The organism is Dolichospermum sp. FACHB-1250 (assembly GCF_014696335.1).
GTDB lineage: Bacteria > Cyanobacteriota > Cyanobacteriia > Cyanobacteriales > Nostocaceae > Dolichospermum > Dolichospermum planctonicum.
Genome location: NZ_JACJPZ010000077.1, coordinates 1 through 14,813, shown reverse-complemented (window position 1 = coordinate 14,813; position 14,813 = coordinate 1). Strand labels below are relative to the sequence as shown.

Below are 14,813 nucleotides of genomic sequence, written 5' to 3'. Positions count from 1 at the left end.
GCTGTACTTGCACCCGCAGCAAAGGTGATGGTTTTTCCTGTTCCTGGTGTTGCTCCTGTATAGTCGCTACTATCTGCTGTACCCGTAACGCCATAGTTAACGGTTAAGGCGTTGGTTGTCGCTCCTGTGCGGGTGAAGGTGTAAATTAGGTTGTTAGGTCCGTTTTCTAATACGCTACTGGGTGATACTGCTAGGGTAATGGTGGGAGAAGCAATATCATCATTAGTAATAGTTCCCGTCACGGCTGTGGTTGTCCCAACAGTGTAACCTGTTCCTGAAGCCAAAGTTAAAACAACAGTTTCATCGCTTTCTGGAGTGCTATCACCTGTGGGGTCAATAGTCAGAGTGGCTGTACTCGCACCCGCAGCAAAGGTGATGGTTTTTCCTGTTCCTGGTGTTGCTCCTGTATAGTCGCTACTATCTGCTGTACCCGTAACGCCATAGTTAACGGTTAAGGCGTTGGTTGTTGCTTCTGTACGGGTGAAGGTGTAAATAAGGTTGGTAGGTTCGTTTTCTAATACGCTACTGGGTGATACTGCTAGGGTAATGCTGGGTGAAACAACATTATTAATTCCCAAATTTGTAGCCGCAACATTGATTAAGGAATCAGGATTAGTTATGGGCAAATCTTGGGTGATTTCCCAGAAGAACGCACCACCGAGTCCTTGTTGTTTGACATAATCAGTTTTCCCCAAAATTGATTGGTTATTTTCATAGGTGCTAAACACCTTTGTTTGAGAACTATAAATGTAGGGAACTTTGGCGCTATTATCCCAGAACGATTGATAGCCATTTGTCCCCAATAGATTATAAAGCTCCCTATATGTGCGCTCAGAGCTACCAGTACCCTGCTGGAACAGCCCATTGTTGCTACCAGCGTTAACTCCAGTCCAGGTGCGCCCATAAAGTGGAATGCCCAAGACAATATCTGTAGCTGGAACTCCAGCACTGAGATAATGTTGAATGGCCCAATTAGTATTTACTTTAGCCGCGTTGTAGGTAGTGTCATTTGTGCTTTTATACAAAGCTGACTGATGATTTGTTGTGTTCTCCCAAGGTCCGTGGTAGTCATAAGACATGACATTAATAAAGTCTACATAATCGGAAGTTGCTCTCAAATCTTGTGGGCTGAAATCGTAAGGGTTGCCCCCATAATCAGATGCAGACAACTGGTAAGGAGAACCAGAAAGGGCTGTAGTGAGAAGATATTGCTTGCCATCATTTTGAGAGGCTTGATTGATTTGTGTCCGCAATTGTGCCAGCAATTGAATGTAATTATTATCCTCGTTTGCTTGAGGATAGTCCCAGTCAATATCTAAGCCATCAAATCCATTAGTCTTCATTAGTTGGATAGCAGACTGAGCAAAGTTTGCCCTAGACTGCACCGTAGCAGCAGCAGAGGAGAAATCATTCTCTGTTGCACCGCCAATGGAAAGCATGATTTTCAGGTTGGGATTTTGAGCTTTAATTTGTTGAAGTTTAGCGATGTCACCTGTTCCTGTTCCATCTTGAGGTAGTTGAACCGTACCAGTTGAAGTGACATCAGCAAATGAGTAGAACAAATGTGTAAGTTTATTAAACGGAGTATCTACAGGTGTATTGGAATTAAGATTCCAAGAGCCTATATATCCACCCACGATATAATTGGGTAAAACAGCAGTATAAGCCTCCATTGCCTGAATTTGCAAAGCCAGAGGCGCTTCAATTAATCCAGTCGCATATTCTAAGAGCCAATCTCCACCCAATGCAGCACTACCAGTCCAGTCATCAGATGCAGCTACATCTGCCCCGGTCAATTGACTAATTTGCTGGACAAAAGCTTTACCAATAACCCCCCCAGCCACGTCACAACCATACAGCAGAATGTCTCCTGTGGTAGTGAGAGATTGACCCCACTGCTGTAATTGTGAACTATAGCTATTGAGGTTTGCTGAGTTTAACTGAGTTGAAGCAAGGGATAAACTACCCTCTCCACCGTGAGAAATAATTTGAACACTATCAATGTCTGTCAGTGCTGCTAATTTATCGGTAATCTGCCTAATACCGTCCCGTGTTTGGTCAATAATAAACACCAGTGAGCCAGGTTCGACACCATTAACTAGATTCTGCCAGTCTGTAACATTGGGATCAATGAAAACGACGTTTTTGGTAGATTTTGCCACAATTGTAATCCTGTATTAATTAAAAAGTTGTTTTTTTTACTTTACCAACCCCGCACTGACTCCAGTATCTATCTTGAGATAGGTTTTCATGTCGCATTCGTCATTAGACGATATCATATCACCTATAGTGTCTACAATTTTCTCGTTTCCTCTGTATGAAAAAAAATTTTTAGAAGGCTTTGCTTTTTTTTTCAAATGGAGGCAGAGCCTCTTAATGGCATTCCCAGTCTGAGACTGGGAACGAGATAATAGAGATAATATTTAGTACACAAAAACCGGAACTCTTTTATAAGCAGGTGTACCACTTTGAGGATCAATTGCTGCTGTCAATAAAACGTTAGCTTCAGGATAAAACATAAAGGCTACACCTTCACGAATTGCACCACAAATAATTTCAATATTCTCTAGTTCTCCTCCACTTCCTTTAACTGTAACTCGTTGATGTTCTTGAAATCCTGCTTTTTTAATATCCAAACTATTCATTAAAATACAATGACGATGGGGCATATTGCGATATTTATCTGCACTGCGATAAACTACGGTATTATGTTGTCCATAACCGCGTCCTGTTCCCAATATTAAGACAATTCCTGGTTGATTTTCCTCCACACCAAAAGCTGATTTATCAGGTAAAGTTAATTGTGGTAAAGGTGTGATAAACATCCGGGCTTTACCATCAAAAGTGGGAAATTTCGGTTCATCAAAAATCCGTCCTGCAATGGTAAATTCTGCCTGAGTTTGATCAATTTGACCTATTTTTTCGTAACCAGGAATAGTTTTAGCAATTAATTCTCTAACATAAACCGTATCTTGCAATTTACGCCAATTAATCGGATGTTCATCATGTAAACGATGGGCTATTTCTGTAATTAATTCTACTTCAGAAATCAAATCAGAATTATCTGGTTGTAAATGACTTTTACCTGCATCATTTAACCTGACAAAATTATTACCTGATTCCGTTGTTGTCCGGTGGGGGTTTTCAAAGCGATTGAAAACAGGTAAGATTAAAGTTTGCTGTTTTGCTAATCCGTGAAAATGTCCTAAATTCGGTTTGGTCGCTACATAAAAAATGGTTTCTATTTGTGATAAAGCCCGTTTTGCTTGTGATAAATCTGGGTTAGCTGCATACAAATTTCCCCCTAAACAAAAGAGGGTATTGATCTTTCCTAATTCTGCTGCTGTTATTAAATCACGGGTATGATAACCTGGAGTTTCATTCAGGGGTTTTCCTAATAGCTGAGATAGTGCTTGTTTGATTTCTTCTCGCAAATTGACGGTGACACCCATTGAACCAAATCCTTGGACGTTAGAATGTCCTCTAATGGGCATTGTTCCTGCGCCAATTTTACCAGCATTACCTGTAATTAAAGCCGTATTTGCTATACTCAAAACATTATTTACACCGTTAGTTTGTTGAGTGATTCCCATAGCCCAAGCAAATACTACTCGCTCAGATTTACCAATTATATAGGCTGTGGCGGTAATTTCTTCTTGAGATAATCCGCAGGTTTTGGTGATATCATCCCAAGATATATTATGGGCATAATCTAAGATTTGTTGCCAGTTTTGAGTGGAGGATTTGAGATATTCTATTTTAATTAAATTTTGGGCAATTAGGGATTTTTGTAACCCTAGAAATAAGGCTACATCACTACCAGGAATGGGTTGCAAATATAAAGAAGATATATCAGAACCACCGGTAAGTAAGGATTTGATCGGAAAAGCAGGGGAAGCAAATTTAACTAAACCGATTTCAATTTGGGGATTAATAATAATTACTTTACCACCCCGGTCTCGTAATTTGATTAATTCGTTCATTAATCGGGGATGATTTGCGGGTGCATTAGAACCAATTAAAACCACACAATCACTATGTTGTAAGCTTTCTAAACTTACCATTGATGTTCCTGAACCGAAAACTTTTTTTAAGCCGACGGTTGAGGGAGCGTGACATAAATCCGAACAATCTGCTAGATTATTACTACCTAGCGATCGCATTAACAATTGTAATAAATAAGCGGCTTCATTAGATGAACGTCCAGAACTATAACTAGCTATAGTTGCTGGTGTTAAACTAAAGGCTGGTTTTGCGATTTGATAAACTTCTTCCCAACTAATACGTTGATAATGGGATGATCCTGATTTAAGAATGAGAGGATAACTAAGTCTGCCTAAGTTATCACATTCTTGAGAAGTTAATTCTTGCAATTCACTGATATTATATTTTTGAAAAAAATCTGGTTTAATTCCTGGTTGCAATTCTGCTGCAATAGCTTCTACACTTTTAGCACAACGTTGTAAATATTCTCCTGCTTCATTGACAAATCCTCCTTGTTGTCCACCCGTACCCCAAGCACAGGATAAACAAGCGCTTTTATGATTGAGAGTTTGCCATAATTGTAAACCTTGGGGTGAGAGAGTTTTTTCTACCCAATATTGGATTACGGGTAAACCGCCCCCTGCATGGGAATTAGATTTATTTTCTGGTAAATTGTCCATAAATAGGAGTTGTATATCTTATTTATAAAGCTTTAATGAATTCTTCTGGACTAAAAGATTCTTCATCGTCTTCAGAAATTAAATAAATGTCCAATTGTTTTAAAGGTTTCCATTCTTGATACAGCAAGTAGCTTTGAGTGAAGTACACCTTGTGCGGGCAAGATGCCCGCACCACAAGAGTTTTATTATTAATATCTGTACTTCATAATATCGGGAACTGCTGTAACTAATGAGAGTAGCGATCGCTTTTCCAGCTTTTTCAATAACAATTGATGTTTCTCCTTGGGTAAGACTATCCAAAAAATCACTCAAATGTTCTTGTATTTCAACAGCAAGTAGCTTTGAGTTAAGTACACCTTGTGCGGGCAAGATGCCCGCACCACAAGAGTTTTATTATTAATATCTGTACTTCATAATATCGGGAACTGCTGTAACTAATGAGAGTAGCGATCGCTTTTCCAGCTTTTTCAATAACAAATAACAATTGATGTTTCTCCTTGGGTAAGACTATCCAAAAAATCACTCAAATGTTCTTGTATTTCAGTAGCATTTACTTGATTCATGATCATTTCACTATGATGATATTGATGATTTTAACTGCATCTGAATAAATAGGGAATAGGGATTAGCAATTAGCAATTAAGATCTGACAATTACCAATTACCAATCACCTGTTATCAATCAACTATTCAGCAGTTTTATTAGCTGCACGATTAGCACGAGCTTCTGCTGAATTCATGACTTCTGCAAAATTTTCCACAAGTTCACCAGGGAAATTTTCCAAAACTCTGGTAGAAATAGCAATTCGACCTTTACCCTGGTCTAAATCAATAATTACAGCTTTAATGGGTTGACCAATTTGAAAGACCTTTTCTAAAGATTCAATAAATTTTTGGCTGACTTGTTTAATGTGGAGTAAAGCACTGACACCATTTAAATCTACAAATACACCAAAAGGTTTGATGCCGGTAATTTTTCCCTCTACTAATTGACCTAATTCTAATAAACTGAAGTTACTAGAACGAGCCGCTAAACGTTGAGAAAGAACCAGTTTCTTAGTTTCACGATTAATTTCTAAAAAGCCGACGGTGAGACTTTGGCCTTTGAGTGCTTCTAGATTATCACGTTCAGATATGTGCGATCGCGGAATAAACCCCCGCACACCCAAAAGATCAACCGTAACACCGCCTTTATTAATACCTGTTACCCGCACTTGGACGGTTTGGGAATTTTCTTGCATTTCTAACAGTCTGTCCCAGATCTGACGCATTTCCAATTGCTTACGGGAAATAGTAACTTGACCTTCAGCATCCTGATCCCGAATAATTAAAAACTCTAGTTCCTCATTCATCGGTAATACTTCCGACAAATCAGTTACTGCTCTCAAAGAAGCCTCATCTTGGGGAAGAAACGCAGACGATTTTCCACCAATATCAACATAAGCTCCATCATGGTCAATTTGGAAGACTTTACCACGAACAATTTGCCCTTTTTGAAATTGGTAATCGTGCTTTTCTAGTGCTTTAGCAAAATCGTCCATTGAAAAAGACGAATTGGCTGTTTGAGAAAGTTTGGATTCGGAATTCATGACTTTGAAGATAAATTGTTATTTGTTAGTTGTCAGTGGTCACTGGTCAATTGTCAGTTGTCAATTGTCAGTTGGCTAAAAAGTTCTTGGACTTGTTGCCAAGCATTCGCCGCAGCTTTAGAATTATAACTGGCACGATGGTCACAAAAAAATCCGTGATCAGCCCCATTGTAGCGAAAAACACGATGGGGAATTTTGTATTTTTCCAGTTCTGCTTCAATTTCGTCCACTTGTTCTAGGGGAATACTCCCATCTTGGTTCCCAAAAAAGGCGTAGATAGTTCCTTTAATCTCTGATGTCCGGGTAATAGTGGGATTTCCACCTCCAGGAGTGCGATTAGTAATCCCCGCACCGTAAAAGGATGCAGTAGCCTTAATATCTGGTAAAGTAGCAGCTAGATAGGCGACGTGACCACCAAAACAAAAGCCAATACAACCAAATCCCTCTTTTTTGACTTGGGGTAAAGTTTTTAAGTAGTTAATAGCTGCTTGAATATCGCTTAAAATTTCTGATGCTGTGGTCTGTAACCAAGCGTATTTTCGGCCTATTTCCACGTCTTCGGGAGTATAACCAGTTTCAAATCCAGGTGCTTGACGTTGAAACAGTGCCGGGGCGATGGCTACATAACCCAGTTTAGCAATTCGTTCTGTTACATCCCGAATATGCACGTTAACACCAAAAATCTCCTGTAAAACAATAATTCCCGGATAAGAACCAGGGGAAGTTGGTTTTGCTAAATAAGCATCTATTTGGAAATTGTCCGCGGAAATTTGAATTGTTGAAGTATTTATTGCTGGCTCTGTCATAATTAAGTTGGCAGTAAGGGAAAAGACAAGAGATAATAGGCCACAGACAAGAACTTAAATAGCTCTTTAATTGATTTTGACTCTTAACTCCCGACTCCTGTATAGTTCCTTGGTAATATTTATCAGAGTAAATTAACCCATTAATCATATATTTAATAGGTAACTGATGGCAATTAATATAAGTTTTAGGCAGAGGAATTGGTCATGATTCAGTTCCGTATTCAACCAGACAGTGAAATTCCCGCATCTAACCAACTATTTAATCAAATCCGATTTGCGATCGCCTCCGGGCAATATTCACCCGGATACAAATTACCCAGTACCAGGGCTTTAGCAATGCAAACCGGGTTACACCGCAATACCATTAGCAAAGTTTACCGCCAATTGGAGGTAGAAGGATTTGTGGAAAGTCTTGCAGGTTCAGGAATCTATATTCGTACCCAAGGTCATGAAGGTGGAAATAGATCACAGTCCCCCATTCTCAAACAACATCCAACCAGTTATAAAGTAGTTCAACAAGCCCTAGACGAGTTACTCACCCAAGGCTGTTCTCTCAATCTAGCACGGGAACTATTTTTAGCAGAAGTTGACTGGCGTTTGCGTTGTAGCGCGAGAGTATTAGTAGTAACTCCATCTCAAGATATTGGGGCTGGGGAATTAATGGTTGATGAATTAGAGGAATCCCTGCAAATTCCCGTCCAGCTAGTACCAATGGAACAACTAATGGCGGTATTAGACCAAACAGCCTCGGCCACATTAGTCACCAGTCGTTATTTTATCGGAGAAGTGGAAGCGATCGCTGCCCTCAAAGCCGTTCGTGTTATCCCCCTAGATATTCACGACTACGGAAAAGAACTAACTGTAGTTAAAGGCTTACCCAAATCCAGTTGTATCGGTATAATTAGCCTCAGTTCTGGTATTCTCAGAGCTACAGAAGTCATTCTCCACGGTTTACGAGGTGAAGAATTATTAGTAATGACTTCCCAGCCTAAGGATGATTATAAACTACACGCCATTGTCAAACGCTCAGAAATCATCTTTTGTACCGATCAAGTCAGCTACTCCACAGCCCAAGCAACCTTACAAACCTTCCTAGAAGACCTCATTCGTCCACCTAAACTCATTCGCTGTGAAAACTATATCGGTACACAGTCAATTAATTTACTAAAACGCGAACTGGGACTAATTTAACTAATTTAACAGCAGTCACTTATCACGGAGATAAAATATCCCCACAACTGGTTAATAACTTGACAAATATTGCCATAGCCACTACCAACTGCGGGGAAGTCAAGAGCCTTAACCCTATTCCCTATTTACTGTTCCCAATTCCGGGCTATAATACAGGCCTTTGATTAAGACATGGCTTGAATGATGTAATCAAAGTAGGGTGCGGTCTCTGAAGCGTCTTCTGCATTTAGTAAATCCAAGGACGCTTGTTTGAGAGAATTAATCGCCTCTACCATTCCTGGAACAGGAACGCCTAGAGAATTGTACATTTCTCGTACACCAATCAAACCAATTTTTTCAATGGGTTCTTTGTCACCAGCAAGTACACCGTAGGTAATTAGGCGTAAGTACCAGCCAAAATCCCGAATACACAAAGCCCGTTGTTTTTCACCGTAAGCATTACCACCAGGGGCGATAAAATCAGGGCGTTTTTGCCAAAGTTTTTTGGTGGCTTCTTGAACAATTTTTTTCTCGTTTTCTGAAAGGGTGGCAGCGATTCTTGTGCGCTTTACACCAGTTTCCAAAAATGCTTTGATGTTTTTGAGTTCACCACTGCTGGGATAACGCAGTTCGTCGTCAGCTTGGAGAATAACTTGGCTAATTACAGTCATGATGATCTAAATAACCCGAAATATTTATATTTGCTAGTTTACCGACTTAGAGGAACATTCGTGAAGTGTGTGGGAAGATAGACATAAATCTATTCACAATTCTACATTAAGGAACTCTCCCTTCCCTATTCCCTAACAACTCACTAATGACTAATATAATGTGGCGACAAGGTGAAATTATCGAACTGGAAATTACTGATTTAAACGACACTGGTGACGGTGTGGGACGCTTTGAACAGCGTGTGGTTTTTGTTCCTGATACTGTACCAGGCGATCGCCTACTTGTCAAGTTACTCAATGTTAAGCCAAAATATGCTTATGGTCAGGTGCAGGAATTATTGCAAGCCTCGCCTCAACGGGTGCGACCAAGCTGTATTGTCGCTGATAAATGTGGTGGTTGTCAATGGCAACATATTAAATATGATTACCAGTTAATAGCCAAACAAAATCAAGTAATTCAAGCTTTAGAAAGAATTGGCGGTTTTGTTAACATACCTGTAAATCCAGTATTAGTAGCTGCTACATCCTTGGGTTATCGCAACAAAGTTACCTATCCTCTTGGTATTGCTGCTACAGGTCATGTCCAAGCTGGATATTATCACAAAGGTACACATAAATTAATAAACTTAAATCAATGCCCAGTGCAAGATCCACGGTTAAATCCTTTATTAGCTGAAGTAAAATTAGATATTGAAAAGCAGGGTTGGTCAATTTATGACGAAACCAGACACAAAGGATTAATTCGCCATTTAGGTTTACGCATTGGCCGTCGCACAGGAGAAATGCTGCTAACTTTGGTCGTCAAAGATAGGAATTTACCAGGAATTGAAAACCAAGCACAGCAATGGTTACAGCGTTATCCCCAATTAGTGGGCGTGTCATTAAATCGTAATAGCGATCGCACAAATGCTATATTTGGACTAGAAACCCGTTGTTTAGCTGGAGTTCCTTACCTACGAGAAAAATTCGCCGGACTGGATTTTCAAATTCGCCCAGATACCTTCTTCCAAGTGTACACAGAAACAGCCGAAGCACTATTAGAGGTAATTCAGTCAGAACTAAATTTACAAGGTCATGAAGTCCTAGTAGATGCTTATTGTGGCATAGGGACCTTAACTTTGCCCCTGGCTAAACAAGCAAAGCATATCATCGGTTTAGAATTACAATCAACAGCAGTAAAACAGGCAATTGTCAATGCTCAAGAAAATAGAATTAATAATGTCACATTCCAAGTAGGTGCGGTGGAAAAGATTCTCCAGAATTTAGAGATCATACCGGATGTCGTCTTACTTGATCCACCACGGAAAGGATGTGAAGATAACGTTATCAAAACATTAAGAAACCTGAAACCTTCTCGAATTGTTTACGTCAGTTGTAAAGTATCTACCTTAGCCCGTGACCTCAAATTACTTTGCGAAAATGGACTGTATAGACTCACAAGGGTGCAACCTGCCGACTTTTTCCCCCAAACTGCCCATGTAGAAGCAGCCGCTTTTCTGGCACTATCGGACAATGACCAGAGTAGTTAATTTTTCACAAAAAATAAAAATCAGAAATTTGTAGTCTAGTGGATACTCATAATGCTAGAATGAAACTACATAGAAATAGAAACTCATTTTGTTTTAAAGAAATCGAGGCTGCATAAAATGTTAAGAAAGGAATAAGATTGTGTTAAATACAAACCAGCAGTTAATGAGATTGTTTTTCTCCTCCTGTTCAAAAATAGCAGTTTTTATTTATCTGCTAAATCAACAGATTAACTTGAGAAAATTGTAAATAAGCAATATGAATTCTCGTCTTAATTTACCAGCCAAGAGCATTTTTATAAATTTAGTTTTACAGACGTAAGTTTACAGGCAACATGATCACCTAATTCTGATCAGAATGCCTGAAACAGCTTTCCTGATGTCTAGCTAACTAAAAGCTACGGGGTTTCTCTTGTGATTACCATTTCTCTTCGTCCAGTCGGGCGTTACTGGGGGACAATTAGTTTTGCTTCCACCCTTTATCTTTGTCCAATCCTAGATTTATTGTTGACAGATATTCCGGCAAAATTGCAATCAGAACTGCGACTAGGACTCCAAGAAGCCCTAGTAAATGCCGCTAAACATGGGAATAATCTTGATCCCGCTAAATTAGTAGTAGTCCGTTTCTCATTAGTAGATAATCAATATTGGTGGATTATCTCAGATCAGGGTAGCGGTTTCACTCCCTCCATTACAGGTGATAGTGATCCCAATGACTATTTACCACCTGAGGAAGCAGAAAGTGGACGCGGTATGTCCTTGCTGCATCAGATTTTTGATCAAGTAGAATGGAATCGCAAAGGTACAGAACTCAGGCTTTGTAAGCAGGTAGAAAGCCGTCGTTTATTATCTTTGGGAAGGTGAAGGGTGAGGTTAATCCCTTTATTACTGGGGCAACCACAGGGGGTTTGCCCTTACCCCATTGGGCAACCACAGGGGGTTTGCCCTTACTTTGTTTTGTGTCCGTGGGTGGGGCAAGGAGGGGCGGAAATTGATTTGTCTAGCCAGCCTACAGCCTGTTCTAGTCTGGCTTGCGCCTCTTGGGGTTCATTTTTGACTAAAAAGACTATGGCGGCGGCAACCTGTTCACTAGCGCGGGCATTGCGGTTAGATTTGAGACGATGCCAATCCTCTGGAGTGATCCTTAACCTTTCCATGAGTGCTTGTGCCAGTTCTAAAGTGCTAATTTCATTTAGTTGACTAGTTTGCAACATAAGACTAAGTGCTAAGTTAAGAGTAAAATTTATGATTTAATCATCATAGCTAATTACGAATCGCTAATGACTAATTTAGAGGAAAATCCCCACTTAGATTTTGCACAGGAATGAGAGGAAGTGGAAACTTGAGTAAGATTCTTGAAGGCACAATGGCAACAATAATTAAAGAATTTAAAGCAAAATAGCAAACAGACCCCATAAATTAAGACAGAGTTAACCTGCATTCAAAAACAGTGGGAAACCTTGGAAATCAACTGAGAAAGCCGGTTGTTTTCTTGGGATACCCTAAAAAGACCTTTTTGGCAAGCTATCCGTTTTGGCGGTTTGGGCGTTATTATAGGTTGGTTACTAAAATCTTGGGTTGGATGATGGAATTTTAGATTTTGGATTTTGGATTTTGGATTTTATTTAAACCAAGTCCAATGATATCAAATCGGAAATTTTATGATTCGGTTTATCCGATTTTCAGTCTCTATTTTGCTATAATTGGTATTATATAGTCAAAAAAAACAGTTGGAGAAAATGCTAAATCGTCGTATTGCAGAAATATTAAGAAGTGGTAAACCAGAAGAAACTTTGGTAGTCCAAGGTTGGGTAAGAACAAAACGCGAGTTAAAAGGATTTGCGTTCTTAGAAGTTAATGATGGTTCATCCTTGGGTAATTTGCAAGTTGTGATTAATCAAGATTTACCAGATTATCAAGGAATCTTAAAACAAATCAATACGGGTGCTTCTATAGAAGTATCAGGAGTGATAGTAGCTTCCCAAGGTAAAGGACAAAGAATAGAATTAAAAGCGGATACGGTGAAAATATACGGAGACGCTGATCCTGATACCTATCCCCTGCAAAAGAAACGTCATTCCTTTGAGTTTCTAAGAACCATAGCCCATTTGCGCGGTAGAACTAACTCCTTTGGTGCGGTATTTCGGGTCAGAAATGCTTGCGCGACTGCTATTCACCAATTTTTTCACGAACGGGGTTTTTTATGGGTACATACTCCCATTATTACTGCTAGTGACTGCGAAGGGGCTGGAGAATTATTTACTGTTACTAATTTTAATTTAAAGAATGTTCCCCGCAGAGAAAATCAAGAAATTGATTATAGTCAAGACTTCTTTAGTAAACCTGCATATTTAACAGTTAGTGGACAGTTAGAAGCCGAAATTATGGCTATGGCTTTTACTAATGTCTATACTTTTGGTCCTACATTCCGGGCGGAAAATTCTAATACTTCTCGTCATTTAGCCGAATTTTGGATGGTTGAACCAGAAATGGCGTTTTGTGATTTAGAGGGTGATATGGATTTGGCTGAGGAGTTTCTGAAATACATTTTTAAATATGTAATGGAAACTTGTCCAGAAGACATGGAATTTTTTAATGAACGCATTGATAAAACTGTTTTAGAAACTGCTAATAATATTATTAACAATCAATTTGAACGGTTGACTTATACAGAAGCAGTTAAACTTTTAGAAAAAGCTGATGTTAAATTTGATTATCCTGTGAGTTGGGGTGCTGATTTACAATCAGAACATGAACGCTATTTAGCCGAACAACTGTTTAAAAAGCCAGTCATTGTGACAGATTATCCGGCACAAATCAAAGCTTTTTATATGCGGTTAAGTGATGATGAAAAAACCGTCCGCGCTATGGATATTCTCGCACCAAAAATAGGGGAAATTATTGGTGGTTCCCAACGGGAAGAACGGTTAGATGTTTTAGAAAAACGGGTTTTAGCACAAGGTATGAACCCGGAAGATTTGTGGTGGTATTTAGATTTGCGTCGTTATGGGACTGTTCCTCATGCTGGTTTCGGTTTGGGGTTTGAAAGGTTGGTACAATTTATGACGGGTATGGGGAATATTCGGGATGTTATTCCGTTCCCTCGCACACCAGAAAACGCGGAGTTTTAATGATTTTAGAGACGTTGTAAATCACGTCTCTTTAACCCAAGCCTTTGTTATACTAAAAGTGGCTAAACTGTTGCTATGAAAATGTTATGCCATCACCTAAGATTATTGAACTTGAAAAAATATTGCAAACTTACTCCATTGAAGATAAACAATGGTTATTACAGCAGTTAATTCAACAACTGGGATTAAATAATCAAGAAAAACCACCCGGAGATTATAAACAACAAGCAAAAGAGATTATTGCAGAAACTATCAGCGAAGTTTTAGCTTTATCCAATGACTGCGAAGAGGAAGTTTGGCAAAAATTTTATGCCGCTAGTGGAAGAATATCCGCAAAATTAAATGAATCGGATTTCTGATAATGTCTTTTCAAAAATTTGATTCACCAATACCTTTAGTAATTGTAGATACATCTGTTTTCATCTCGGCTTTATTGAGTAAAAACCCAAATAGTGCGCCTTGTCAAATTATTATATTCTGGCGAGAAGGTAAATTTAATCTAGTAATTTCTCCACAAATATTAGAGGAATTAGTTGAAAAATTATTAGCAAAAAATATTGATAAAACTGATATCAAAGATATTTTGACAGCCATTTTTTACACAGCAATTAAAATCCAAGGTACTTATGAAGCAACAATCTTGGATAATATTGATCCTAATGATAATATGTTTTTGGCCGCAGCTTATGAAGTTAGTGCTGATTATTTAGTTTCTCTTGATAAGAAACATATTTTGCCGTTAAAATACTATCACGGAACACAAATTTTATCACCGGATTTATTTATCAGGATATTAGATAAATAAAATCAGTTTTAGTGATGCCGAAACAATATTAGTATCTAATATAGCAAGTAGCTTTGAGTGAGGTACACTTTGTGCGGGCAAGACTTGTACTGAGATTGGTCGAAGTATGCCCGCACCACAAGAGTTTTATGATTAATATCTGTACTTGATAATATCGGAAACTGCTGTAAATAACTGATTTACAGCAGATTTTATCTTCATGAGGTAGGCTTTTAGCGGGCAAGATGCCCGCACCACAAGAGTTTTATGATTAATATCTGTACTTGATAATATCGGAAACTGCTGTAAATAACTGATTTACAGCAGATTTTATCTTCATGAGGTAGGCTTTTAGCGGGCAAGATGCCCGCACCACAAGAGTTTTATGATTAATATCTGTACTTGATAATATCGGAAACTGCTGTAAATAACTGATTTACAGCAGATTTTATCTTCATGAGGTAGGCTTTTAG

At 38.9% G+C, this 14,813-nt stretch carries 13 protein-coding genes and 1 pseudogene; 7 read left to right on the top strand and 7 right to left on the bottom strand.

The features are described 5' to 3' along the window. The 5 genes from H6F39_RS19045 to H6F39_RS19025 all read right to left on the bottom strand — a co-directional run. On the bottom strand, positions 1–2,162 hold a 2,162-nt coding region (locus H6F39_RS19045; RefSeq protein WP_190397231.1), incomplete at its 3' end, for a glycosyl hydrolase family 18 protein. Positions 2,163–2,423: 261 nt separating this feature from the next. Further along, positions 2,424–4,664 carry an FdhF/YdeP family oxidoreductase gene (locus tag H6F39_RS19040; RefSeq protein ID WP_190397230.1) on the bottom strand — a complete coding sequence of 747 codons (2,241 nt, stop codon included), beginning with the start codon at positions 4,662–4,664 and terminating at the stop codon, positions 2,424–2,426. A 99-nt stretch (positions 4,665–4,763) separates the two neighbouring features. Next, positions 4,764–5,033: a type II toxin-antitoxin system Phd/YefM family antitoxin gene (locus H6F39_RS19035; RefSeq protein WP_190397229.1), complete on the bottom strand. Its 270-nt coding sequence runs from the start codon at positions 5,031–5,033 to the stop codon at positions 4,764–4,766. Between the two features lie 316 nt (positions 5,034–5,349). After that, positions 5,350–6,252, bottom strand: a complete 903-nt coding sequence (locus H6F39_RS19030) for a S1 RNA-binding domain-containing protein (protein ID WP_137909106.1) — start codon at positions 6,250–6,252, stop codon at positions 5,350–5,352. Between the two features lie 53 nt (positions 6,253–6,305). Continuing rightward, a complete protein-coding gene (locus H6F39_RS19025; protein ID WP_137909105.1) occupies positions 6,306–7,058 on the bottom strand; it encodes a dienelactone hydrolase family protein in 753 nt (250 codons plus the stop codon). A gap of 204 nt (positions 7,059–7,262) precedes the next feature. Here H6F39_RS19025 and H6F39_RS19020 point away from each other — a divergent pair, with 204 nt between their 5' ends. Beyond that, positions 7,263–8,249, top strand: coding sequence for a GntR family transcriptional regulator (locus H6F39_RS19020; protein ID WP_137909104.1), 987 nt, complete (start codon positions 7,263–7,265; stop codon positions 8,247–8,249). A 164-nt stretch (positions 8,250–8,413) separates the two neighbouring features. Here the strand turns inward: H6F39_RS19020 and H6F39_RS19015 are convergent, their stop codons facing one another. After that, complete coding sequence (locus tag H6F39_RS19015; RefSeq protein ID WP_137909103.1) at positions 8,414–8,899, bottom strand: allophycocyanin subunit alpha-B; 486 nt, start codon at positions 8,897–8,899, stop codon at positions 8,414–8,416. A gap of 146 nt (positions 8,900–9,045) precedes the next feature. On the opposite strand from H6F39_RS19015, the gene rlmD reads away from it, so the two are divergent. Both rlmD and H6F39_RS19005 read left to right on the top strand, forming a co-directional pair. After that, positions 9,046–10,428 carry a 23S rRNA (uracil(1939)-C(5))-methyltransferase RlmD gene (gene rlmD, locus H6F39_RS19010; RefSeq protein WP_137909102.1) on the top strand — a complete coding sequence of 461 codons (1,383 nt, stop codon included), beginning with the start codon at positions 9,046–9,048 and terminating at the stop codon, positions 10,426–10,428. A gap of 411 nt (positions 10,429–10,839) precedes the next feature. After that, positions 10,840–11,289, top strand: a complete 450-nt coding sequence (locus H6F39_RS19005; protein ID WP_137909101.1) for an anti-sigma regulatory factor — start codon at positions 10,840–10,842, stop codon at positions 11,287–11,289. A gap of 83 nt (positions 11,290–11,372) precedes the next feature. Here the strand turns inward: H6F39_RS19005 and H6F39_RS19000 are convergent, their stop codons facing one another. Further along, positions 11,373–11,639: a DUF6439 family protein gene (locus tag H6F39_RS19000; protein WP_137909100.1), complete on the bottom strand. Its 267-nt coding sequence runs from the start codon at positions 11,637–11,639 to the stop codon at positions 11,373–11,375. A gap of 120 nt (positions 11,640–11,759) precedes the next feature. On the opposite strand from H6F39_RS19000, the pseudogene H6F39_RS20860 reads away from it, so the two are divergent. The 4 genes and pseudogenes from H6F39_RS20860 (at position 11,760) to H6F39_RS18985 (ending at position 14,361) form a co-directional block, all read left to right on the top strand. After that, positions 11,760–12,011 (top strand): annotated as a pseudogene (locus H6F39_RS20860) (hypothetical protein). A gap of 153 nt (positions 12,012–12,164) precedes the next feature. Continuing rightward, the gene (asnS, locus tag H6F39_RS18995; RefSeq protein WP_137909099.1) at positions 12,165–13,556 is read left to right on the top strand and encodes an asparagine--tRNA ligase; all 1,392 of its coding nucleotides are present in this window, start codon (positions 12,165–12,167) and stop codon (positions 13,554–13,556) included. 86 nt (positions 13,557–13,642) lie between these two features. Then, positions 13,643–13,915, top strand: a complete 273-nt coding sequence (locus tag H6F39_RS18990; protein WP_190397228.1) for a hypothetical protein — start codon at positions 13,643–13,645, stop codon at positions 13,913–13,915. Between the two features lie 2 nt (positions 13,916–13,917). Continuing rightward, on the top strand, positions 13,918–14,361 hold the full coding sequence (locus tag H6F39_RS18985; protein ID WP_137909097.1) for a putative toxin-antitoxin system toxin component, PIN family: 444 nt from the start codon (positions 13,918–13,920) through the stop codon (positions 14,359–14,361). The last annotated feature ends 452 nt before the right edge of the window (positions 14,362–14,813 follow it).

What these genes read in the sequence shown, in the direction of transcription:
- H6F39_RS19040 (WP_190397230.1), bottom strand. Translation starts at nt 4,664, where the DNA reads ATGGACAATTTACCAGAAAATAAATCTAATTCCCATGCAGGGGGCGGT.
- H6F39_RS19030 (WP_137909106.1), bottom strand. Translation starts at nt 6,252, where the DNA reads ATGAATTCCGAATCCAAACTTTCTCAAACAGCCAATTCGTCTTTTTCA.
- H6F39_RS19025 (WP_137909105.1), bottom strand. Translation starts at nt 7,058, where the DNA reads ATGACAGAGCCAGCAATAAATACTTCAACAATTCAAATTTCCGCGGAC.
- H6F39_RS19020 (WP_137909104.1), top strand. Translation starts at nt 7,263, where the DNA reads ATGATTCAGTTCCGTATTCAACCAGACAGTGAAATTCCCGCATCTAAC.
- H6F39_RS19015 (WP_137909103.1), bottom strand. Translation starts at nt 8,899, where the DNA reads ATGACTGTAATTAGCCAAGTTATTCTCCAAGCTGACGACGAACTGCGT.
- rlmD (WP_137909102.1), top strand. Translation starts at nt 9,046, where the DNA reads ATGACTAATATAATGTGGCGACAAGGTGAAATTATCGAACTGGAAATT.
- H6F39_RS19000 (WP_137909100.1), bottom strand. Translation starts at nt 11,639, where the DNA reads ATGTTGCAAACTAGTCAACTAAATGAAATTAGCACTTTAGAACTGGCA.
- asnS (WP_137909099.1), top strand. Translation starts at nt 12,165, where the DNA reads ATGCTAAATCGTCGTATTGCAGAAATATTAAGAAGTGGTAAACCAGAA.
- H6F39_RS18990 (WP_190397228.1), top strand. Translation starts at nt 13,643, where the DNA reads ATGCCATCACCTAAGATTATTGAACTTGAAAAAATATTGCAAACTTAC.
- H6F39_RS18985 (WP_137909097.1), top strand. Translation starts at nt 13,918, where the DNA reads ATGTCTTTTCAAAAATTTGATTCACCAATACCTTTAGTAATTGTAGAT.